Origin of the sequence: Nocardia sp. NPDC127526 (genome assembly GCF_042672265.1) — a bacterium.
GTDB lineage: Bacteria > Actinomycetota > Actinomycetes > Mycobacteriales > Mycobacteriaceae > Nocardia.
This window is the reverse complement of sequence record NZ_JBHXVO010000001.1, coordinates 387,655-411,970: the sequence shown is the minus strand read 5'-3', so window position 1 is coordinate 411,970 and position 24,316 is coordinate 387,655. Positions and strand designations below refer to the sequence as shown.

Annotated in this window: 8 protein-coding genes; 4 read left to right on the top strand and 4 right to left on the bottom strand. The window is 70.3% G+C overall.

The annotated features are described in order from the left end of the window. The first annotated feature begins 74 nt into the window (after positions 1–74). A complete protein-coding gene (locus ACFVIV_RS01930; RefSeq protein ID WP_379192855.1) occupies positions 75–2,330 on the top strand; it encodes a M28 family peptidase in 2,256 nt (751 codons plus the stop codon). Here ACFVIV_RS01930 and ACFVIV_RS01925 read toward each other — a convergent pair. The 3 genes from ACFVIV_RS01925 to ctaD form a co-directional block, all read right to left on the bottom strand. After that, positions 2,311–4,797: an excinuclease ABC subunit UvrA gene (locus ACFVIV_RS01925; RefSeq protein WP_379192853.1), complete on the bottom strand. Its 2,487-nt coding sequence runs from the start codon at positions 4,795–4,797 to the stop codon at positions 2,311–2,313. The genes ACFVIV_RS01930 and ACFVIV_RS01925 overlap by 20 nt on opposite strands. Then, a complete protein-coding gene (locus ACFVIV_RS01920; protein ID WP_379192851.1) occupies positions 4,794–18,479 on the bottom strand; it encodes an amino acid adenylation domain-containing protein in 13,686 nt (4,561 codons plus the stop codon). Before ACFVIV_RS01920 ends, ACFVIV_RS01925 begins: the two co-directional genes overlap by 4 nt. Positions 18,480–18,669: 190 nt before the next feature. After that, positions 18,670–20,406: a cytochrome c oxidase subunit I gene (gene ctaD, locus ACFVIV_RS01915; RefSeq protein ID WP_379192850.1), complete on the bottom strand. Its 1,737-nt coding sequence runs from the start codon at positions 20,404–20,406 to the stop codon at positions 18,670–18,672. Between the two features lie 202 nt (positions 20,407–20,608). Here ctaD and ACFVIV_RS01910 point away from each other — a divergent pair, with 202 nt between their 5' ends. Continuing rightward, positions 20,609–21,001 carry a hypothetical protein gene (locus ACFVIV_RS01910; protein WP_379192848.1) on the top strand — a complete coding sequence of 131 codons (393 nt, stop codon included), beginning with the start codon at positions 20,609–20,611 and terminating at the stop codon, positions 20,999–21,001. A gap of 59 nt (positions 21,002–21,060) precedes the next feature. On the opposite strand, the gene ACFVIV_RS01905 is transcribed toward ACFVIV_RS01910, so the two are convergent. Next, entirely contained in the window at positions 21,061–21,912 is an 852-nt protein-coding gene (locus ACFVIV_RS01905) for an LLM class flavin-dependent oxidoreductase (protein ID WP_379192846.1), read from the bottom strand. A 170-nt stretch (positions 21,913–22,082) separates the two neighbouring features. On the opposite strand from ACFVIV_RS01905, the gene ACFVIV_RS01900 reads away from it, so the two are divergent. Together ACFVIV_RS01900 and ACFVIV_RS01895 are read left to right on the top strand one after the other, a co-directional pair. Beyond that, positions 22,083–22,838, top strand: a complete 756-nt coding sequence (locus ACFVIV_RS01900) for a hypothetical protein (protein WP_379192844.1) — start codon at positions 22,083–22,085, stop codon at positions 22,836–22,838. Positions 22,839–22,948: 110 nt separating this feature from the next. After that, on the top strand, positions 22,949–24,301 hold the full coding sequence (locus ACFVIV_RS01895) for a wax ester/triacylglycerol synthase family O-acyltransferase (protein WP_379192842.1): 1,353 nt from the start codon (positions 22,949–22,951) through the stop codon (positions 24,299–24,301). Positions 24,302–24,316 lie beyond the last annotated feature (15 nt).

Sequence of the window (24,316 nt, the reverse complement as noted above, 5' to 3'; positions counted from 1 at the left end):
GCGTATTCCGCGGGCATGGGAATTGGGGGAAAGATCAGGGTCCGCCGCCACGGCGGTCTGCCTACGATCTAGGAATGCGGGTGGGTCGAGGGCTTTCGGGATTTCTGGCATTCGCAGTACTGCTGCTGGTGGCGGTGGCCACGGCATGGGAGCAGCAGCCACACGGGTACGAGCCGGAGTCGGCGCCCGGGACCGAGTTCAGCGCGGCGCGGGCCGCGCGGACGGTCCAGGAGATCGCGCAGCGGCCGCATCCGGTGGGCACGGCCGAGCACGATCGGGTCCGCGACTATCTGGCCGCCACACTGCGTGAGCTGGGGCTGGAGACGGAGATCCGGTCCGGGATCGGCAAATGGCCGGGGGCTTTCGGCACCGATTCCGTCGGCGTCGGGCGGGTCGACAATATTGTCGCCCGGATACCCGGCACCAACCCGACCGGAACGGTGTACCTGGTGGCGCACTACGACTCGGTGCCGTCCGGTCCGGGCGCCAATGACGACGGGGTCGGGGTCGCCGCCATCGTGGAAACCGTACGCGCGCTGCGGGCCGGCGAGACCGGCCTGCGCAACAATGTGGTCGCGCTGCTCACCGACGGCGAGGAGATGGGCCTGCTCGGCGCGGAGGCCTTCGTGTCCTCCGGCGACTTCGACCGCAATGGCGTGATCATCAATCTGGAGGCGCGCGGGGCCGGTGGTCCGGCCATGCTGTGGCGCATCACCCATCCCGATTCGGGCCTCATCGACGTGGTGCGGAAGGTGGCGCCGCATCCGAATACCGATTCGATGAACACGCAGCTGGCCACCGGCGAACAGACCGGCAGCAATACCGATTTCGCGGCCTTCGAGCCCGCCGGGCTGCGGGTGCTGGACTGGGCGTACGCCGGGCACAGCGCCTACTACCACAATCGCCTCGATGATCCCGACCACGTGAATCCGGCGACCATGCAGCAGATGGGCGACAACACCCTCGCCCAGGCCCGCGAATTCGGGCAGCGCGATCTCGCGGACACCGCCGGCGATACGGATCTGGCGTACTTCGCGTTGCCGTTCGGCGTGCTGGTCACCGTGCCGCCGTGGGTGCTGATCGCCCTCGCGGTGGTCATGGTCGTGCTGGTGGGCTGGGTGGTGTGGCAGGTGCGCCGCCATGGCGAGGCGAGCATCAAGCGCGTCCTCGGCTCGGCGGTGGTGGCCTTCCTCGCCATACCGGCCGCCGTGGGCGCGGCCTATGGAATGTGGCGGGCGGTGGAGCTGATCCGGCCGGAATACGCGGTCCCCATCGATCCGTATCGGCCCGGGTTCTTCCAGGCCGCCATGATCATGGCGGCGGTCTTCGCCCTGCTCGCCTGGTATGCCCTGGCGCGCCGCGTATTCGGGCCGACGGCGACGCCGGTCGGGCTGCTGGTGTGCGTGAGCGTACTGGGCGCACTGCTCGCGGCGCTGCTGCCCGCGGCCGCGCACATCCTGGTCGTGCCCGCGCTCGCGGCGGCGATCGGCGTGACGCTCACCTTCCTGATCCCGGATGCCTGGCGTCTGCCGGTGCTCACCGTATTCCTGCTCCCCGCAGCGCTTTTCCTCGGCAGCAGCTGGTCGGGATTGCAGGTCGGATTGAATACCGGCTACCTGCTGTTGGCGCCGATGGTGGTGCTCTACGGCGGACTGCTGCTGTTCCCGCTCACCCACGCCTGGCCCCGGCGGCACGGCTGGACGATTCCGGCCCTCGCGCTGCTGCTCACCGCGGCGCTGACGGCGGCCGGGCTGGCGGTGAACCGGGTCGACGCCCAGCATCCGCGCATGGCCCAGCTCTACTACGCACTGGACGCCGACCGTAATGCGGCGCAATGGATCTCCGCACCCGAGCCGAACCCCTGGACCGAGCAGTTCGTCAGCGCGAACGCGCCGGAAGGGACGGCCGCCGAGATATTCCCGAAGGCGAAATCCAGCGGACCCGCACCGGCGCAGGCACTGTCGCCGCCGACCGCTCAGATCCTGTCCGACCGCACCGAAGCCGGGCAGCGCACGGTACGCCTGCTGCTGCGGTCCCCGCGCGGGGCGACGCGACTGGATCTGCGCTGGGCCCAGAACGCGATACAGGCCCTGCGCGTGGCAGGTCGCGAGATCGCGCCGGCGCCGGAGCGCGGGTTCCGCTTCTTCGCACCCACCGCAGAGGGCGTCGAGGTCGAACTGGTCGCATCCGCCGGGCCGCTGCCGCTGACCCTGCTCGACTACTCCTGGCTGCCCGATTCCGGAGTTGCCGCACACCGGGAACCGCCCGCGGACGTCTACCTCATGCAGGGCAGCGCCGCCGTCGTCTACCTCAGCGTTCCGGGTCTGTGAACAGATAGCGGCCGGTGAGACTGTCCTCGGCCGCGGCGATCTCGCGTGGTGTGCCGGTGGCGACTATGCGGCCGCCATCGGGCCCGCCGCCCGGGCCCATATCGATGACGTGGTCGGCATTGGCGATCAGGTCGAGATCGTGGTCGATGGCAATGATCGTCGCGCCCGCGCGCAGCAGCCGGTCCAGGACGCCGAGCAGGGTGCGCACATCCTCCGGGTGCAATCCGGTGGTGGGCTCGTCGAAGACGTAGAGGGTATGAGATTGGCTGGAGCGCAGGCCGTTCGCCAGCCGCATGCGCTGCGCCTCGCCGCCGGACAGCGCCGGGGTGGGTTCGCCCAGGCACAGGTAGCCGAGGCCGACCTCCCGCAGCGCATGCAGCGGCGGGCCGATGCGCGGGGAGTCGGCGAAGCGCTCGGCGGCGTCGGCGACGGTCAGCTGCAGGACATCGGCGATGGTGAGGCCATCGACGCGGACCTCCAGGGTCTCGGGGTTGTAGCGGGCGCCGTGGCAGGTCGGGCAGGTGACCGTCATATCCGGTAGGTACTGCACGTCCAGGGCGACCTCGCCGAGGCCCGCGCACTCCGGGCATTGCCCGCCCTTGACATTGTAGGAGAAACGCCCTGCGCCCCACTGCCTTTCCCGGGCGAGTGGAGTCGCGGCGAAGAGGGCGCGGATGCCGTCGAACGCGCCGGAATACGTGGCGGGGGTGGACCGGCTGTTATTGCCGATGGGCGTGGAGTCGACGGTCACCACGCGCTGGATGCCGCCGGTTCGCAGCGCGCGCACGTGGCGGGGCAGACGCCGGCGGGCGAGTTCGGCGGTGAGGGCGGGCACCAGGCTGTCCAGCACGAGGCTCGTCTTTCCGGAACCGGAGACGCCGGTGACCAGCGTCAGCCGCGCTACCGGGATACGGGCGGTGACACGGTGCAGGGTGTAGTAGTCGCCGACGGTGATCTCGAGGTGCTCGTCCTCGGCCCGCACCGGCCGCTGCTCCCGCATCCGGGTCTCGGCCGTGCCCGAAAGATAGGGCCCGGTCACCGAATTCGGGTCGGCGGCCACCTCGTCGACAGTGCCCTGCGCGACGATGGCGCCACCGGCACGGCCCGCACCCGGACCCATTTCGATGAGCTGATCCGCCCAGCGCAGCAGATCCACGTCGTGATCGACCATGACCACCGAATTGCCGTTGTCGACCAGGGCGCGGATCACGCTGCGCAGGCCCTCGACATTGGCCGGGTGCAGGCCGATAGAGGGTTCGTCCAGGACGTACAGCATGCCGGTGGACCGGGCCTGCAAGGTCGCGGTGAGCTGAATTCGCTGGCGCTCTCCGGTCGAGAGCGTCGCACCGGCCCGGTCCAGGGTCAGGTAGCCGAGGCCGAGGGTGAGCAGCGGCTCGATGGTCCGGATGAATTCCGCCGTCAGCCTTTTCGCCAGCGGCTCCAGCTCCGTGGGCAGGCGCTCCGGCAATCCGCCTGCCCAAGGCCGCAATTGGGCGAGAGTGAGAGCGCTGGTGGCGGCGATATCGCGGCCCTCGACCAGGGTGGTGAGCGCTTCCGGACGCAGCCGGGCGCCGTGGCAATCGGGGCAGGTGTGCAGGGTGAAGAACTTGCTCAACCGCTCCCGGGTGGTCTCGCTGCTGCTGTTGGCGAGCGAATGCCGCACGGCCGCACGGGCATTCTCGTAGGTGCCGTTGAGTTCGGCGGCGCGACCGGATTTGGTGGTCACCACCACGTGCCGCTTCACCGCGGGTCCGTCCAGGACGATGTCCTTCTCCCGCTGGGTCAGCTCCCGATAGGGCACATCGATGCGCACCCCGAGCTGGGCGGCGATCTGCGGCTGGAAGTCGCGCAGCGGCAGCTTCCACGGCGCCACCGCGCCCGCCGTGATGGTGAGATCGGGATTCGGCACCAGGGCGTCGTCGTCGATCTCCTCCACCGTGCCCAGCCCGCCGCAGCGCGGGCACGCCCCGAAACTGTCGAAGGCGAAGGATTCCGCGCCGGGCAGCTCGAATCTGCCGCCGCATTCGGGGAGATCCACATATCCCCGCACGGCGACCTCCAGCATGGGCGGCAGCCGATATCCCGTGGGGCACAGGTGCGATCCGAGCCGGGAGTACATCAGCCGCAGCACGTTGTACACCTCGGTCATGGTGCCGACCGTGCTGCGCCGGGTCGGAATCGGCGGCCGCTGCCGCAGCGCCAGGGTGGCGGGCAGGAAGTCGATGCGATCCACATCCGGCCGTTCGGCCTGGGCGATGCGCCGCCGCGTGTAGGTGGACAGGCCCTCCAGGAACCGCTGATAGCCCTCGGCGTAGAGCACGTCCATCGCCAGCGACGTCTTGCCGGACCCGGACAGCCCGGTAATGGCCACCCACTGCCACAGCGGGACATCCACATCGAGGTCCCGCAGATTGTGGACGCGCGCGCCCACCACGTGAATGGCCTCCGGCAGGTGATCCGCGCTCACTCCCGCCGCCACCATTCGGTCAGCGTCGCGGCAATGCGGGCGAGCGGAATCGGTTGCGCCATACCGATGTGCGTGGCCTCGACGGGTACGTCGACGACGGTGCCGGTGACGTGATCGGCCCAGCCCGCCGCCGGGCAGCGCGACGGATCGGCCTCCCGGGTGGCGGTGAAGTGCAGCAGGTCGCCGTGATACTTGCCGCTCGGCGCACCCGGAACCCGCCGGGTCAGCGCGGCGACGGCGCGGTCGACCAGCTCCGGCGGGAAGCTGTCGGCGCTGACCATGCCGCGCAGTTCATCCCAGGCCGTCGCGGAATCGCCGGGCTCCCCGGCGGATTCGAAGACGCCGTCCTCGGGCGCGGAATCCATGAGGGCGAGCAGGCGCACCTGCGCGCCCTGCTCCTGGAGCCGGACCGCGACCTCGTAGGCGATGCGGCCGCCCAGGGACCAGCCGAGCAGGCGGTACGGGCCCGCCGGTTGCACCCGGCGGATCTCGCGCACATACCGTTCCGCGTAGGCGGCGACCGAATCCGGTGCGGGCTCGGCGCACACCACCCACGGATCCTGGAGGCCGTAGAGCGAGATCTCCGGATCGAGGTGGGTGAGCAGGCCCGCATAGGGCCAGGCCAGCCCGCCGCCGGGGTGAATGCAGAACAGCGCCTCGGCGGCGGCGCGCCGCAGCGGCAGCAGTACGGCGAAGGATTCGCCGGCGTGCCGGGTGCCCAGCCGGGCCGCCAGTCCCGCCACGGTCGGGGCCTCGAACAGGTCCCGCAGCGCGATACCGCCGTCGAGCCGGGCGATGACGTGGGCGGCGCTGAGCGAATTGCCGCCGAGCTCGAAGAAATCGTCGTCGAGCCCGGCGCATTCGATGTCCAGAACCTGTGCGAAGGCCGCGGCCACCGCCTGCTCGGCCGGTGTGGCCGGTGGGCGATGCCGCCGCTGCGGACGCGCGGGCGTAGGCAATGCGGCCCGGTCCACCTTGCCGTTCGCCAGCAGCGGCATTCGGTCGAGCACGACGACGGTGGGCACCAGATGGCTCGGAAGCCGTTCCGCCGCAACGGCGGTCACCGCAGCCGGGTCGAGCGAATGATCCGGGTGCGGCACCACGTATGCGGCCAGGAAGGCGTCCGGACCGTCCCCGGCGCGGACCGCGACCGCGTGCGCGACACCCGGCGCGGCCGCCACCGCCGCCTCGATCTCGCCGAGTTCCACGCGCATACCGCGCAGCTTCACCTGGAGGTCGGCGCGACCGCGGTAGTCCAGTTCGCCGCGCTCGGTCCAGGTGACGAGATCACCCGTGCGGTAAAGCCGTTCCCCCGGCGGGCCGAAGGGATTCGCGATGAAATGCGCGCCGGTCAGCCCGGGCCGAGCGAGATAGCCGCGCGCCAGTCCCGCACCGCCGATGTACAACTCGCCGATCGTGCCGACCGGCACCGGCCGCAGTCCGGAATCCAGGACGTAGCAGTGGATTCCGAGTGCCGGACCACCGAGGGTGATCGGCCCGCCGCCATCGATCGCACCGCTCATGGTGGCGACGATCGTGGTCTCGGTCGGACCGTAGGCGTTCACCAGCCGCCGATCCCGACCCCATGCGGCGGCCACGGCCGGCGGGCAGGCTTCCCCGCCGGTGACCAGCACCGAGAGATCCGGCAGCCCATCAGGTTCGGTGGCCGCCAGCACGGCGGGAGTCAGGAAGGCGTGCGTCACCCGCTCGGCACGCAGGAATCGTGCGAGCGCGGGACCCGCGTAGGCGTCCGTGGGTGCGACCACCAGCGCGGCGGCGGCACCTGCGGCCAGCACGAGTTCCCACACCGACACGTCGAAACTCGGTGCGGCCGCGCACAGAATGCGCGAGTTTTGCTCCACGCCGAGGCAGCGGGCCTGGGCGGCAGCCATATTCGCCAATCCGGCGTGCGTCACCACAACGCCCTTCGGTGCACCGGTAGAGCCCGACGTGTGAATCACGTAGGCGGCGTGCTTCCCGCAGGCGGCATGTTTCTCGTAGGCGGCGTGCCCGGCTCGCCCGCCCACCGTCATTCCGGCGTGCTTTTGGCCGGAATCCACCGGACTCGTCGGTGCACCGGGTGTGTAGATCCCGGCCAAAAACGCGCCGGGATGACGAGGCACGGTCGCATCAGGACGAGGCAAGGCCACATCAGGAAGACGAGAGCAGGTCGCGCCAGGAAGACGGGGAGAAGTCGCACCTGCGACCTCGGTGGGCGTGCCTTGGTCGCCCAGTACCGCGCCTTGGTCGGCAAGTACCGCGACTCGGTCGGCAAGTACTGCGCCATCGTCGCCGAGTACCAGGACTTCCGCCGCCTGTGCGGCGGCGAACACCGCACCTTCCTGCGGAGTGGTCACCGCAATTCGGCTTGCCGCGGCGGCGACCATATCGGCGATGCGCGCCGCGGGGAATCCCGGGTCGACGGGCATGAAGGCCGCGCCCGATTTGGCGACCGCCCAACAGGCCACCACCCATGGCATGGACCGTGTTATGCCGAGGGTGACAACGTCCTCCGGGCCGATGCCGTGCTCGATCAGGTGGTGCGCCAATCGCTCAGCGCGCTCGTCCAGTTCGCGGTAGGTGAGGGTAAGTTCGCCGCAGCGCACGGCGTCGGCGTCGGGGGCGCGGCGCACCGCGGCCGCCAGCAGGTCGGGCAGCAGCAGGTCCGGGGCGGATCCGGTGTCGTTCCAGTCGTGTACGAGCTGCCGGTATTCCGGTTCGGCCAGGATGGCGATCCGGGCGGCCGGGGCCTGCGGATCGGCGCCGAGTTGGTCCAGGACGCGCAGATAGCGATCGGCCAGCTGCTCGATGGTGTCGTGGTCGAACAGGTCGGTGGCGTGGCGGATGGTGAGGGTGAGGCCGGAATCGCCTTGGCTGACAATGAATTCCAGGTCGAAGCGGACCGTCGGGACCGCCACCGTGAGGGGTTCGGCGCGCAGGCCGGGGAGCTCCAGGCGGACCGGGTCGAGGTTCTCCACCGAGAGCATGACCTGGAACAGCGGGTGCACCGCGCCCGAGCGGGGCGGATCGAGGGCCCGCACCACCTGTTCGAAGGGCAGTTCGGCGTGTGCGAAGGCGTCCAGGTCGATATCGCGCACGCGCCGCAGCAGCGCGGAGATCGGTTCGGCGGCACCGGTGTTCACGCGCAGTACCAGGGTGTTGACGAACATGCCGACCAGCTCGTCGAGCGCGGCCTCGCCACGACCGGCGACCGGGGTGCCGATCGCTATATCGGTACTGCCCGACCAGGCCGAGAGCAGCAGGGCCAGACCGGTGTGCAGCGTCATGAACAGCGAGACATCGTATTCGCGCTCCACCTCGCCCAGACGCCGCAGGATGGAGTCGGGGATCGCGCGGGAGAACACCGCCCCGCGATGGGAGGCGATCGCCGGGCGCGGATGATCCAGGGGCAGGCCGATTTCGGCGGGCAGTCCGGCGAGCTGTGTTGTCCAGTAATCGATCTGCCGGCTGTGTTCGGACTCTGGGTCGTCGGGTGAGCCCAGCACCGCGCGCTGCCAGAGCGTGTAGTCCGTGTATTGCACGCGGGGAGCCGGGCGGTCGGGCAGTGTCCCGGACCGTGCGGCGGTGTACGCCTCGCGCAGCTCGCGCGCGAGCACGCCCAGGGAGAAACCGTCCGCGTTCGCGTGGTGCACGGTGAGGGCGAGCAGCCATTCCCGGTCCGGATAGCGGGCGTCGCCGACGGCGAACAAGCCGATCCGCAGCGGCGCCTCGGACCGGAGATCGAAGGGGGCCGAACAGAATTCCGCGAGGATCTCGGGCACCTGCGCGGCGGCCACCGTCACCGTCGCGAACGATTCTGCGAACACCTTCTCGACCGGCAGCACCCGCTGGCCGGGCTCCCCGGCGGTCTCCGGATAGCAGGTGCGCAGCGCCTCGTGCCGGGCGACGACCCAGCGCAGCGCCGTCGTCATGGCCGCCGGGTCGAGCGGTCCGTCCAGCCGCACCACGAGCGGAATGTGATAGGCCGCGGACTCCGGATCGAGCCGGTGCAGCAGCCACAGCCGCTGCTGCGCGAATGACAGCGGGATCCGTTCGGGGCGGGTCAGCGCCACCAGCGACGGCTGGCCCGGCGCGGGCGAATCGCCCACGCGCGCGGCCAATTCGGCGACCGTGGGCGCGTCGAAAACCTCCCGCACCCGGACCCGCGTACCCAGCGCCGCGCCCAGCCGCGCCGCCACCCGGGTGGCGCTGAGCGAATTGCCGCCGAGCCGGAAGAAGTCGTCGTCCGCACCGACCCGATCCACCTCCAGCACCTCCGCGAACACCCGCGCCACCGTCTGCTCGGCGAGCGTGCGCGGCATCCGGAAGAGCTCGGCCGCGACGGCGGGCAACGCGGCCCGGTCCACCTTGCCATTGGCGTTCACCGGCAGCCGTTCACAGCGGACGATCGCCGACGGCACCATGTACTCGGGCAGGCGCGCGGCGACGGCGGCGCGAATATCGGCCACCTCCGGGTCGGCGCCGGGTTCGGCGGTCACATAGGCGACCAGGCGGCGGGCGGCCGGACTGTCCTCGCGGACCGTGACCACGGCCTGTGCCACGCCCGCGACGGCCGCGACCGCGGCCTCGATCTCGCCGAGCTCGACCCTGATACCGCGCAGCTGCACCTGGGAATCGGTGCGGCGCACGAACTCCAGCGCACCGCCGGGCCGCCACCGGACCAGATCGCCGGTGCGATACATGCGCCCGGCCGCCGAATCCGTCCGCGCGTCGAACGGATCGGGCAGGAAGTGCGCCGCGGTCAGTGCGGGCCGGGCGTGATAGCCGCGGGCGACGCCCGGCCCGGCCACATACAGATCGCCGGGAACGCCGACCGGCGCCGGCGCGAGGCGCTCGTCGAGCACATAGCAGCGCACACCGGTGGCGGGGCCACCGAAGTCCACCGGGAGGCTCGCGGCGTACGGGGCACTGAGATTCGAGATGATGGTGATCTCGGTGGGACCGTAGGCGATCAACAGCGTCCGCCCCGCCGACCAGCGGGCCGCCACGGCCGGTGCGACCGCTTCCCCGCCGGTCACCACGACGCGCAGGGCGGAACCCGTGGGCGGAGAGGCCAGTTCGGCGGGATCCATGCCGGCCAGCACGGCCGGGGTGATGAAGGCATGGGTGATCCGTTGCCGCCGCAGCAGATCCACCAGATCCTGGCCTCCGTAGATATCCGGATCCGCGATCACCAGCGCGGCGCCCGCGCCCGCCGCGAGCAGCACTTCCCATAGCGAGGCGTCGAAGCTCGGGGAAGCGACCTGCAGAACCCGCGAGTCACGGTCCACGACACAGTGTTTCGCCTGTGCCTCGACAACGTTCGACAGCCCCGCGTGGGTGACGACGACGCCCTTGGGGACACCGGTGGAACCGGAGGTGTAGAGCAGGTAGGCCGCGTCGGCGACGCGCAGCGGGCGCACCCGCAGCGCATCGGTCACCTCTGCGGAATCGGCCAGTGCGAGTTCGGCTTCCAAGTCCGGATCGTTCAGGGAGCACCAGTTCGACCGGGTATCAGGGAATTCGGGGAGCCGATCGAGCATGCGGTCGATGGTGAGGCCGAAACCAGCGCCCGCATCGGCGAGCAGGTGCGCGAGCCGCTGCTGCGGATGGCCCGGATCCAGCGGCAGGTAGGCCGCACCGGTCTTGGCCACCGCCCACAGGGCGATCACCCACTCCACCGAGCGCCGCAGCGCGATGGCGACCACCTGATCCGGTCCGATGCCGCGCCGGATCAGCCAGTGCGCCAACCGGTTCGACCGGTCGTGCAGCTCCCGATAGGTGAGGGCTTGCCCATGGAACACGACGGCCTCGGCGTCCGGATCGCGCAGTGCGGCGCGCGAGAGGATCTCCGGCAGCGTGCGCGCGGGCCCGCCGCCGGTCCGGTTCCAGCCGTCCAGCACCTCGAAGCGTTCGCCGGTGATCAGGACGTCCACGGCGCGGACGGGCTGCTCGCGATCCTCGATCGCCTGGGCCAGCACCCGGTCCAGGCGCCGCAACAGCGCATCGGCGGTCTCCGGATCGAACAGCGCCGTGTCGTAGCGCAATGCCACCGTGAGCCCCGAATCCGATTCGGCGACCTCGAATTCCAGATCGAAGCGCACGGTGCGCACGGGGACGGTCAGCGGTTCGACGCGAATGCCGGGCAGCCGCAGCTCGGCCGGGCCGAAATTGCGGAAGGCCAGGCCCACCTGGAACAGCGGATGCCGGGCGGCGGTGCGCGGCAGCTCGAGCGCGTCGAAGATCCGCTCGAACGGCGCGGCGGCGGCGAAGGCGTCCACATCGGTGTCGCGGACCCGGTCCAGCAGGGCCGCGAACGATTCCTCCGGATCGACGCGCACCCGCAGCGGCACGGTATTGACGAACATGCCCACCGCATCGTCGAGTCCGGGCGCGTCGCGACCCGCGGTCGGCGTTCCGATGACCACGTCGGAGGTGCGGGACAGCTTGGCCAGCAGCACGGCCAGCGCGGCGTGCACCACCATGAACAGGGAGGCGCGGTGCTGCCGGGCCAGGACGTGCAGCCCGGCCGTGCGCTCCGGCGACAGGGCCAGTTCGACGCCCGCGCCCATATGCCGGGCTACCGCGGGCCGCGGGCGATCGGTCGGCAGCGGCAGCTCGGCGGGCGCGCCCGCCAGTATCCGAACCCACTGGCCCAGCTGCCGATTCAGCTCCGAGCCCGGATCGTCCGGCACGCCCAGCGCGGCCGATTGCCGCAGCGTGTGGTCGGTGTATCGCGGCGCCGGTCCCGCCCAGTCCGGCTCGTGGCCGGCGGTCCTGGCGGCGTAGGCCGTGGCCAGATCGCGGGTCAGCGGGCCGAGCGAGGCGCCGTCGGCATTGATGTGGTGCACCACCATGACCAGCGCCCATTCGGCCTGCCGCAGATCGCCCCCGGCCGACTCGACCGCGTACAGCCGCACCCGGATCGGCGGTGCGGCGGTGAGATCGAAGGGTTCGGATTCGAGCTCCGCCAGTACGCGCTCCAACCGGTCCGCGGGGACCCGGCGGATCTCCAGCACTCCGGTATCCGACTGCGCCACAGCCTGATACGGCACGCCATCGTGCTCGGGGAAGTAGGTGCGCAGCGCCTCGTGCCGCCGCACCACATCGGCGACGGCGGCCGCCAGGGCCGCCACATCCAGTGCGCCGCCCAGCCGCGCCGCCAGCAGAATGTGATAGGCGCGCCCGGATCCCGTGCGGTCCAGCAGCCAGATGCCGTGCTGCGCGGGCGAGAGCGGGATGCGATGCGGGCGGATACCCGGACTCGGCGCGGGCGGGCGCGGCGCGACCGGGGCGGCCGCCAGGCGTTCGGACAGCAGCCAGGCCAGCCCGGCCACGGTCGGCTCGTCGAACAGGTCCCGGAGCCGCACGACCGCACCGAGATCCACGTCGAAGTCGCCGGGGCTGTCGGCGGCGGCGAGTTCCGCGCGCAGCAGCGTCATGACGCGGGTGGCGCTGAGCGAATTGCCGCCGAGGTCGAAGAAGTCCTCCGTCGCACCCACCTCGTCGCGCGCGAGCACCTGCGCGAAGGCATGGGCCACCAGCCGCTCCATGGCATTGCCCGGCATCCGATCGCCGGTGCGGGCACGGGCGGCGGGCGGGGGCAGGGCGTCCCGGTCCACCTTGCCGCTGAGGGTGAGCGGGAAATGGTCGAGCACCGTCACCGCGGCCGGGACATACGGACCGGGCAGCCGCCGGGCCAGGGCGGCGCGCACGCCGCCGGGGTCCACCGACCGGCCGGGCGCGGGCACCACGTAGGCCACGATCTCCTCCCCGGCCGCGCTCTCGGGCCGCAGCACGACGACCGCGTCCGCCACCTCCGGCAATGCGGCCAGCGCCGCCTCGATCTCGCCCAGCTCGATGCGGACGCCGCGCAGCTTCACCTGGAAGTCGTTGCGGCCGTGGAAATCCAGTTCCCCGTCGCCGCGCCAGGAGCCGAGATCACCGGTGCGGTACATGCGCTCACCCGGTGCGCCGAACGGGTCGGCGACGAACCGCGCGCCGGACAGGCCCGGGCGACGCAGATAACCGCGGGCCAGGCCCGGACCGGCCACGTAGACCTCGCCGATCACGCCCGGCGGCACCGGCCGCAGGCGGCGGTCCAGCACATAGCAGCGGGCGCCGACGACCGGGCCGCCGAGGGAGACGGCCCCGTCGGCCGCGCAGATCCGGACGGGACGGGTGACGGTGGCGCAGATGGTCGCCTCGGCCGGTCCGTACACATTGATGAAAGACCGTCCGGCGGACCATGTTCCGGCCACCTCGGGCGGGCAGGCCTCCCCCGCCACGGCGAGCAGCCGCAATCGCGGGACCCGCTCGGGCGTGGCCAGCGTCGCCAGCACGCGCGGGGTCAGCAGGGCATGCGTGATCCGCTCGCGCACCAGCAGTTCCAGCAGTTCGGCGCCCGCGTACGCCGACGGCGGCGCGATCACCAGCGCCGCCCCGGAAGCCAAGGCCAGCAGCAGTTCCCAGAGCGAGGCGTCGAAACCGGGCGAGGCGACGGCGAGCACCCGCGCCTCCGGATCGGAATCACACCGCTGCGCCTGTGTCACCACGACATTCGCCAGACCGGCGTGGGTAACGGTGACGCCCTTGGGCGCTCCCGTGGATCCCGAGGTGTAGACGACGTAGGCCGGGTGGTGCAGTCGCAGCGGCCGCACGCGGTCGGCATCGGTGACCGGGCGGATACCCGGCTCGACGGGCTCGGCCGGGTCGAGGAGGGTCCAGTGCCCGCCGGGCAGCGCGGGCACCGTCGTACTCCAGCGATCGGTCGTAATACCCACGGACACCCGGGAATCCGAGAGCATGGCGGTGATCCGCTCGGCCGGTCCGCTGGGATCGATCGGCAGATACGCCGCGCCCGTGTGCGCCACCGCGCACACCGCGATCACCCATTCCGGCGAGCGCGGCAGGCCGACCGCGATCACGTCTTCCGGGCCCGCGCCCTGCGCGATCAGCCGGTGCGCCAGCCGATGGGACCGCGCCCCCAGTTCGCGATAGGTCAGCGTGCCGCCCTCGCACACCACCGCCGTCGCCTCCGGATCGTAGGCGGCGGCGCGGGTCAGCAACTGCGGCAGCGTGAGCGGGACCGCCCGGCTGGTGTCGTTCCACTCCCGCAGCAGCCGGAGTTCGGCCGCGGCCAGCAGATCCATATCCCCGACCCGCACCCGCGGATCCCGGCCGACCTGCTCGAGCATCCGGACCAGGCGCCAGGCCAGCGCGTCGATCCCGGACCGGTCGAACAGATCGGTGGCGTACTGGATCGCGATCGACAGCCCGGACGCCGTTTCGGCGCAGGCGAATTCGAGATCGAACTTGGCCAGCGGCAGCGGGATCTCCACCGGATGCACTCGCAGGCCGGGCAATTCGAAGGCGGCCCGATCCGAGTTCCGGAACGACAGCATGACCTGGAACAACGGATGCCGGGAGCGTTCCCGCGGCGGATCGATCAGCTCCACAATGCGCTCGAACGGCGCCTCGTCGTGGGCGAAGGCGCCGAGATCGGTATCGCGCACCCGCGCCAGCAATTCGGTGAACGATTCGGAGGCGTCCACGTCCACCCGCAGCACCAGGGTGTTGACGAACATCCCGATCAGCTCCTCGAGGCGGGCGTCCCCGCGTCCGGCCACCGGGGTGCCCACCGCGATATCGCGGCCGCCGGAGACCGCCGCGAGCAGGGCCGCCAGCGCCGCGTGCACCACCATGAACAGCGTCGCCCCGTGCCTTCGCGCCACCTCCTGCAGCCGCCAGACGGTATCGGCGTCGACGCCCGCCTGCACCCGTTCGCCCCGTCGCGCGGTGCTCGCCGGTCGCGGGCGATGCGGCGGCAGCCCGGATTCCACCGGCAACCCGGACAACATGTCCGACCAATACGTGAGCTGTTGCGACAGCACCGATTCCGGATCCGAGTCCGCGCCGAGCACCTCGCGCTGCCACAGCGCGTAATCGGTGTACTGCACCGGCAGGGGCGCCCAGTCGGGCGCCGCGCTGCGTATCCGGGCCTGATAGGCCGCGGCCAGATCGCGGGCGAACGGCCCGAGCGAGAAGCCGTCGGCGATCGCGTGATGCACCAGCACCGCCAGCAGATGGTGATCGGCCGCAGCCGCCCCGTGCACCGCGAACAACCGCACCCGCAGTGGCGGACGCGCGGCCAGATCGAATCCGGCGCAGCCGAATTCCTCCAGCAGCCCCGCCAGCTCACCGGCCCCGGCCGATTCCGCGGCCAGCCCGGAGACCACCGCGTCGGCAGGCCACACCCGTTGGCGCACAACACCATCGGTTTCCGGAAACGACGTCCGCAATACTTCGTGCCGCGCCACCACATCGGTCAGCGCGGCCGTCAGCGCCGCCACATCCACCGCACCGGTCAACCGCAGCCCCAGCAGCATGTTGTACAGCCCCGACCCGGTATCCAGCTGATTGATCACCCAGAGCCGCTGCTGCGCATACGAGGCCGGCGCCTCCCCCTTGTCCGCCCGCACCTCCGGCCGCACCCGCTCCACCAGCAGATTCCGCGCACTCACCCGCCCGGCAAACCCGGCGACCGTACTGTCCTCGAACAGATCCCGCACCCCCGCCTCCACCCCCAGCCCCGCCTGCACCCGCGCCACGACCAGCGTGGCGGTCAGCGAATCCCCGCCCAGCGCGAAGAAGTCGTCATCCAGCCCGACCCGCCGCACCCGCCCGGCAGCCTTCAGCGGCTGATCGAAAGGACGCCCCGTAGCCGAGCCGAGTCCGAGGACTTCGGCGAATGCCTCGGCCACGACCTTCTCCGCGTGGGTGACCGGGGCTCGATAGGCGGCGGTGGCGGGGAGCGGGGCGGGGAGGGCGCGGCGGTCCACCTTGCCGTTGGGGGTGACCGGCAGGCGGTCCAGCAGGACGACCGTGGGCACCATGTGGCTCGGCAGGCGTTGGGATGCGGTGTATTCCAGTTCGCGGGTGGTGAGCAGGCAGCCGGGCTCGGGAGCGGCGTAGGCGACGATGCGGGTGGCGGCGGTCGCGTGATCGTGGGTGGTGTCCTGCGGCCCGCCGCGGATGACGGCAACCGCTTGGGCGACACCCGGGTAGTCCGCGAGCACGGTTTCGATCTCGCCGAGTTCTATGCGCAGGCCACGCACCTTCACCTGGTGGTCGGCGCGACCGCGGAATTCCAGTTCGCCCTGGGCATTCCGGGTGACCAGATCGCCGGTGCGATACAGCCGCTCGCCGGGAACGCCGAAGGGGTCGGCAATGAATCGCGCCGCGGTGTCGCCCGGCCTGCCGAGGTAACCGCGAGCCAGGGCGGAGCCGCCGACATACAACTCACCGGGCACGCCGGCCGGGGCAGGTCGCAGCCATGGATCGAGGACATAGCCGCGCACGCCGGGCACCGGCGCTCCGAGCGTGGCGGGGCAGTCCGGGATCAGGTGGCCGATGTGCGTGGCGATGGTGGTCTCGGCGGGGCCGTACACATTGAGCAGGGTGCGGCCCGGCTCCCAGGCGGCGGCCACCGCCTGCGGGCAGGCCTCGCCGCCGGTCGAAAGATGGTGCAGCTGATCGAGTCCGGCGGGATCGGTGCCCGCCAGCACGGCGGGGGTGATGAAGGCGTGCGTCACCTGCTCCCAGCGCATGAGATCGGCCAGCCGGGGACCCGCGTACGCCTCACCGGAGGCGACCACCAGGGTCGCACCGCCGGTGGCCGCGGTGAGGAGTTCCCACAGCGAGGCGTCGAAACCGGGCGCGGCCACGCACAGCACCCGGTCCCCGGGGCCCGTGGGCATCCGATCGGCCTGTGCCGCGGTGAGATCGGCCAACCCGGCGTGTGTGACCATGACGCCCTTGGGCATTCCGGTGGAGCCCGAGGTGTAGATGACATACGCCGGATGGCCCGCGCGCAGCGGCCGGGTTCGGTCGGCATCGGTGACGGCCGTGGCATCGGCGTGGGCGAGCAGCCGTTCGCAGGCATCCAGCTCCAGCCAGTCCCGGCCGTCCCGCACAGCGCCGGGCAGGGTGTCCGCGGCGGTGGTGATGCCGAAGCGCACCCCCGCTTCCGCGAGCACGGCCGCCAGGCGATCGCCGGGATGTCCCGGATCGATGGGCAGATAGGCGGCGCCGGATTTCGCCACGCCCCACACCGCCAGCACCCATTCGGCGGAGCGGCCCATGGGCACGGCCACCACGTCCTCCGGGCCGATGCCGTGCCCGCACAGGGTGCGGGCCAGGCGATTCGAGAGGGAATCCAGCTGGCCGTAGGTCAGCGAGGTGTCACCGCACACCACCGCCTGCGCGCCCGGGTCCCGAGCGGCCGCGGCGGCGAGCAGATCCGCCAGCAGCAGCGGATCACCCGTCCGCGTGCGCTGGGGTGCGCGGACGAGGAAATCGTGTTCCGGCGGCGTCAGCAAGCCGATGCGCGCGACTGGTTCGTCCGGTTGCGCGGCAATCACATTGCGCAGGAACAGCAGGAAGCGATGCAGCCGCTCATCGAGGACCTGCTGGCCGTAGCGCTCCGGATTGGCCAGGAGATCGACCGACAGGCCGGCCTCCGCGCCGGCGCGATACAGATTGAAATGCAGATCGGCCACCGAACCCGAAGCCAGAATGCAGTATTCGCCGATTGCCCGGCCGAAACGGCTGGTGCGATCGAAGAACATGAGATTGACGCTGGGACCCAGCACCTGATCCGCGCCCACGCCCAGATCCCGGCGCAATTCCTCGAACCGGTAGCGCTGATGCCGTAGTCCGCCGGTGGTTTCGCGCGCGGCCGCGGTGATCAGCTCGCGCAGCGTGATCGCACCTGCACAGCGCACCCGGACCGGCAGCACATTGGCGAGCATGCCGCCGGACTTCTTCAATGCCGCGGTGGTGCGCGCCGAGGCGGCCAGTTGCACCATGGGCTCGAGCTCCCCGGTCACCCCCGCCTGGAATGCGCAGACTGCCGCAACGAGCACCTGCGCCGGGCTGGCGCCGCAGGCAGCGGCGAGGCGTTCCACCCCCGCCCATTCGCCTGCCGCCAGCGCGCCCACCGCGCGCAGGGCGTGCGGCGCGGCGCCCGGTCGGCGCGGACGGTGCGCACCGGGCGCGGGGATCGGAGCGGTCCAGTCGGAGAAGCGTTCCCGCCAGTAGTCGCGGTCGGCGAGGAATCGCGCCGAGGCCCGGTATTCGGCGTCGGCGGCCTGGATCTCCGCCGGGGAGAGACCGCCGAAGGCGGGCGGTTCGGCGCCGGCGAGCAGGGCCTCGTACCACTGGCCGATGCGGGCGATGAGGCTCAGCCCGCCGTAGCCGTCGATGGCGACATGGTGCATCTGCGCGTACCAGATGTGGTGATCCGGTCCGAGATGCAGCAGCGCCGCCGCCCACAGCGGGGCGTCCAGCAGCTCGATGGGCACCCGGTGCCGCCGATCCATCCAATCCAGCGCGGCCCGATGGGGATCGGGCCGATCGGTCAGGTCGACGCGTTCCAGGCCGCCGCCGATATCGGCCGCCATCCACTGATACGGCTGACCGTCGGCCTGCCCGATGCGCAGCCGGCCGACGCCGAACTCCTCGAAGGCGCGATGCGCGGCGGTATCGAACAGCTCCGCGTCCAATTCGCCGCGCAGTTCCAGGTAATGCGCTTGTCCGGGTAACGCGCGCGGACGGAGTTCGGCTCCGTCTCCCGCACCGATATCGTCCGCGAGCCACAATTCCATTTGGGCGCGGGACAATTCGAACGGTACGTCGCAAACGTCAGGCGAATCGGCGAGCATTGTCCCTCCCGAAGTCCGGACCTGCGGAATACGCCGGACAGTACCGCACCGTTGCTGAAAGTCTGCTGGGGCACAGCGATATCCAAGTGAAAATGCGAAAACCGGCGACTGTCAGGCTGACAGCCGCCGGTTTTCTATGAACTGATTGCTAGCTGGAGACCTTTTCCGGCTCCGCCACCTGATGGGACTTGGAGCCCCAGCCGACATGGGCCTCGGCGCGCATGCGATCGACCATGTGCGGGTAATGCAATTCGAACGCCGGACGCTCGGAACGGATCTGGGGCAGTTCGTAGAAGTTGTGCCGCGGCGGCGGGCAGGAGGTCGCCCACTCCAGCGAATTGCCGTAACCCCACGGATCGTCCACCGTCACCACTTCGCCGTAGCGGTAGGACTTGAAGACGTTCCACACGAACGGCAGCATCGACGCGCCCAGAATGAAGGCGCCAATGGTGGAAATGGTGTTCAGCACGGTGAATCCGTCCATTTCCAGGTAGTCCGCGTACCGGCGCGGCATGCCCTCGTTACCCAGCCAGTGCTGCACCAGGAATGTGGTGTGGAAACCCACGAAGGTCGCCCAGAAATGCCACTTCGCGAGCCGCTCGTCCACCATCCGGCCGGTCATCTTGGGGAACCAGAAGTAGATGCCCGCGAAGGTGGCGAACACGATGGTGCCGAACAGCACGTAGTGGAAGTGCGCGACCACGAAATAGCTGTCGGACACATGGAAATCCAGCGGCGGGCTGGCCAGGATGACGCCGGACAGGCCGCCGAAGAGGAAGGTCACCAGGAAGCCCACCGACCACAGCATGGGTGATTCGAAGGTCAGCTGACCGCGCCACATGGTGCCGATCCAGTTGAAGAACTTCACGCCGGTCGGGACCGCGATGAGGAAGGTCATGAACGAGAAGAACGGCAGCAGCACCGCGCCGGTGGCGTACATGTGGTGCGCCCACACGGCGATGGACAGCGCGGCGATACCCAGGGTCGCGTACACCAGGGTGGTGTAACCGAAGATCGGCTTGCGGCTGAAGACCGGGTAGATCTCCGAGACGATGCCGAAGAACGGCAGCGCGATGATGTACACCTCGGGATGCCCGAAGTACCAGAACAAATGCTGATAGAGCAGGGTGCCGCCATTGGCCGGGTCGTAGATGTGCCCGCCCAGGTGCCGGTCGTAGGCGATGCCGAACAGCGCAGCGGTCAGGATGGGGAAGGCCAGCAGCACCAGCACCGAGGTCACCATGATGTTCCAGGTGAAAATGGGCATGCGGAACAGCGTCATGCCCGGGCAGCGCAGGCAGACCACGGTGGTGATCATATTGACGCCGCCGAGAATGGTGCCCAGACCGGAGACCGCCAGGCCCAGAATCCACAGGTCGGCGCCCACGCCCGGCGCGTGCACCATATCGGTGAGCGGGCTGTAGGCGGTCCACCCGAAGTCGGCCGCGCCGCCGGGGGTGATGAAGCCCGCCGTGGCCATGGTGCCGCCGAACAGATAGAGCCAGTAGCTGAAGGCGTTCAATCGCGGGAAGGCCACATCCGGCGCGCCGATCTGCAAAGGCAGCACGATGTTCGCGAAGCCGAACACAATGGCCGTGGCATAGAACAGCAGCATGATGGTGCCGTGCATGGTGAACAGCTGATTGAACTGTTCCGTGGACAGGAACTGCATGCCCGGCTGGGCCAATTCGGCGCGCATGAGCAGCGCCATCAGGCCGCCGATCATGAAGAACGAGATCGCGGTGCACAGGTACATGACGCCCAGGACCTTGGGATCGGTCGTCGTCACGCATTTGTAGATGAACGATCCCTTGGGGCCCAGCCGCGGCGGATAGGGCCGAGTCGGCTCCAATCCCGATTGCGGCTTGGGAGCTACGGCAGTCACCACATCCTCCTCGAGATCCGTCCGCAGCTTGGACTATCGGCTCCGGAACCCACGATGAACGGCGCTCAGCGTACTCACAGCAATTCGATTCTGGCAGAGAACACTCCGACCGGACAGTCAGGACACCCTTTTCAGCACACCACCTGGGCGACTCGCCCCCGGGATCACGAAATCCTCATAGCCCGCGCGGCACCATCGACGCATGAGTCGATCGCTGCGCACCAGGGTCAGCACCGCCGTCGTGGTCGGCACGCTCGGCGCCCTGCTGGCCACCGGCGCGGCGCTGGCCCAGCAGGAACCGCGGGCGGTCATCCACGGCCGGGCCACGCTCACCGCGACGGTCTCCGGCGAGAAGCCCGGTAATCGCTGCCAGCTGGCCGGCAAGACCGTCAGCGGGCCCTGGGCGACCGTCGCGGCGGACGGCAGCGCGAAACTCACCCTCGCCGCCGGGGGCCGGGATATTCGCGTGCTCTGCGAGGATCCGGCCCAGGGCGACAGTTCGGTGCACATCGTGCGCTCCGAGCGGGTCAACCATTCCGGCGCGCCCGCGCCGATCCGGAAGATTCTCGACAGTCCTCTACTGGGACACCGATAAGCCCCCTTGCCGCTCCGGCGACCGAGCCCGCACCGGTCCGGCGACCGAGCCCGCACCGTTCAGGCGACGCGGGCGGCGGCGACGGCGGCTCGCACGGCGGGTGCGGTCTCGGCCGCGAAACGCTGTGTCTCCCATTCGTCGCCGGGGGCGACCTGGAGCAGGAACTCGCTGATGCCGTGGGCCAGCGCGATCTCGGTGAGCTGGGCCTGCGGCATGGCCGGTTCGATCACGTAGGCGCGGCGGATGAGGGCGGGGACGCGACCGGCCGCGCGGGCGCCGGCGTCGATGGCGGCCATCCGGGCGGCGAGGGAATCCGGTGGCGCGTAGGCGAATCCGCCGAGCCAGCCGTCGGCCAGCTCACCGGTCATGGCCAGGGCGCGCGGGCCGTAGACGCCCAGCCAGATGCCGATCGGATGGGGCGGGCGCGGGCCCGGTTTGGCGCCGCGCAGGGTGTAGATCTCACCGTGCAGATAGGGGCGCTCCTCCGTATTCCACAGGGCGCGGATGACGGCGATCGCCTCGCGCAGCGCCTGCAGCGCCTCCCCCGGCGGGCGGCGCTGTCCGCCCATGGCGTCGATGGCGTCCCAGAACGCGCCCGCGCCCAGGCCGAGTTCCACCCGGCCGCCGCTGAGCAGATCCAGGCTGGCGGCGGCGCGGGAGAGGACGGCGGGCGGGCGCAGCGGCAGATTCGCCACCGCGGGCATGAGGGTGAGATTGCGGGTGACGCCCGCCAGATAGGACAGCAGCGTCCAGGTGTCGAGAAAGGCGGGCTGATACGGATGATCCTGGACCGCGAGGATCTCCAGGCCCTGCTCGTCGGCCAGGCGCACCAGCCGCAGCAGCTCCCGGCCCCGCGCCGCCTCGGGCGGAACGAAGATCCCGAACCTCAGCTCATGTCCGTAATCGCCCATAGCGAATCTCAAGCTACTCCCGCCGCGCGCGGGCGCGGCGGCAAGGCCCCTCGCTCGGCGCGTCCCGTCGACGGTGGTCGACAGTCAGATCACGGCGCTCGGCCCCGATCGTGATCAAGACTAAATACAATTCCAAGGTTGTTGCCCGGCAACGGATTACAATCGAGGAGGTGCAGCAACACAGCACGCTCGAGAACGCTCGCAAGCATTTGCGCCGCATCGACCCGGAGGCCCTGCTCCACGCCCGGGATCGATTGACCGAGACCGGGATCGCCCGGCTCGGCTTCCTGCTCCCGCACCAGGTGAAACGCAGCCTGGCCGCCGAGGCGCTGACCCTGGTGGACCGGCATCAGGAACTGGGCGCCAAGCTTCCCGGGAACGAGCCCGCGCGGCACGGAATCGATATCGGGCAGCGGGAAGTCGACGCGCACGGGCAGTGCATTCCGCAGCTGTACGACTGTGAATCCTTGCGCCACAGGCTATCCGTGGTGGCGGCCGAGGACGTGCTGCCGCGGCCGGGAGACCGCCGCTACGCCATCACCCGCCTGCACCACGACGATCGCCCGAACGAATGGCATTGGGGCGAATACTCTTTCCTGCTCGCGCTGGTGGTGGAATGCCCGCCGCTGGAGGAGGGCGGCTTCGTGCAGACCGTGGCGCACACCCGCCGCGACTGGGACCACTCCGATATCTATCGCACCCTGATCCGGAATCCGATCCGCTCCTGGGAACTGCATCCCGGCGATCTCTACCTGATTCGCACCGATACCACCCTGCACCGCGTGCACCCGTTCACCCACGGGCGGCGCACCATCGTGAGCATGTCCTTCGCCTCGCGGGCGGACCTGCGCCGCGAGCAATCGCGCGGCAGCCATGCCGGAGGTTTACGGCCCGGAGTTCGGGTTATGACGAATCAAGCACAGTGATAATCTGATTCACCGTTAACACACGGGGGCAGTGTCGCCATACCGTTCTTTCCTGGGCAGCCCCGTTTCACTGTGACGATCCGCGCTGCCGCACCGGTTAGGCGAAACCGATGGACCTTCTCAACCCTCTCGACGCGATCTTCCTGGCCTTCGAATCCCGCGAACACCCGATGCACGTGGGCGGCCTGCAACTGTTCGAACCGCCCGCCGACGCGGGCCCCGAATTCGCGCGCGACCGCTACGAGGAGATGGCCGCCGCGGGCGAGGTGCGCGCCCGCTTCCGCAGGCACCCCAGCCGCATGCTGGGCGGCTTCTCCAGTCTGTCCTGGTCGCATGCCGATGCCGTGGATCTGCACTACCACCTGCGGCGTTGCGCGCTGCCCGCGCCCGGCTCCATGGCCGATCTGCTGGATCTGACCGAGCGCCTGCACGGCACGCTGCTGGACCGGCACCGGCCGCTGTGGGAAGCCCGCCTCATCGAGGGACTCGACGACGGGCGCTTCGCGGTCTACATCAAGATGCACCACGCACTCATCGACGGCGTCTCGGCCATGCGGCTCATGCTGCGCACCTTCACCGACGATCCGTTCGACACCCGCGTCCGGGTGCCGTGGGGCGCCGCGCCGGTCCCGCGCGACGGCGAACCGCAGAGCTCCTGGCAGCAGCTGCGAAAAGCGCTGCCGCGCATGATGCGCAGCGCCGGATCGATTGCCGCGCCGCTGCGCGGGGCCGTGGACGGCCGGCTCACCATGCCCATGACCGCACCCAAGACCATGCTCAACACCTCCATCGGCGGCGCGCGGCGAATCGCGGTGCGGTCCTGGCCGATCGAGCGCATCAATACGATCCGGTACGCCACCGGCGCGACCGTCAATGATGTGGTGCTGGCCATGAGCGCGGCGGCGCTGCGCGCGTATCTGCTGGAACACCGGGCGCTGCCGGATGATCCGCTGATCGCCATGGTGCCGGTGAACATTCGCAGCATTGCCGAGGCCGATACCGCCGAGGGCAATATGGTCGCGGCCTGCCTGGCGAATCTGGCCACGCACCTGGACGATCCGCTGGCGCGGCTGCGCTCCATCAGCGCCTCCATGCGCGAGACCAAGCAGGTCTTCACCCAGCTGCCGAAACTGGAGGCCATGGCGCTGTCGGCGCTGCTCATGACGCCGCTGGGAGTGTCGCTGCTGCCCGGGTTCGAGGCCCTGCCGCGCATGCCGTTCAATCTGGTGATCTCGAATGTGCCCGGGCCGCGCAAGCCGGTGTACATGCAGGGGGCGCGGCTGGACGCCAACTATCCGCTGTCGATTCCGTTCGAATCGCAGGCCATGAACATCACGGTCACCAGCAATGGCGACAATCTCGACTTCGGGCTCGTCGGCTGCCGCAAAACGGTGCCGGATCTGGGCCGCTTCCCGGATCTGCTGGAGGCGGGCCTGACCGAGTTGGAGCACGCCGTCGCCTGATCTCTACCCTGGGCG

Bases quoted from the DNA above. Each gene is read 5' to 3' on its own strand.
- ACFVIV_RS01930 (WP_379192855.1), top strand. From the start codon at position 75: ATGCGGGTGGGTCGAGGGCTTTCGGGATTTCTGGCATTCGCAGTACTG.
- ACFVIV_RS01910 (WP_379192848.1), top strand. From the start codon at position 20,609: ATGAGTCGATCGCTGCGCACCAGGGTCAGCACCGCCGTCGTGGTCGGC.
- ACFVIV_RS01905 (WP_379192846.1), bottom strand. From the start codon at position 21,912: ATGGGCGATTACGGACATGAGCTGAGGTTCGGGATCTTCGTTCCGCCC.
- ACFVIV_RS01895 (WP_379192842.1), top strand. From the start codon at position 22,949: ATGGACCTTCTCAACCCTCTCGACGCGATCTTCCTGGCCTTCGAATCC.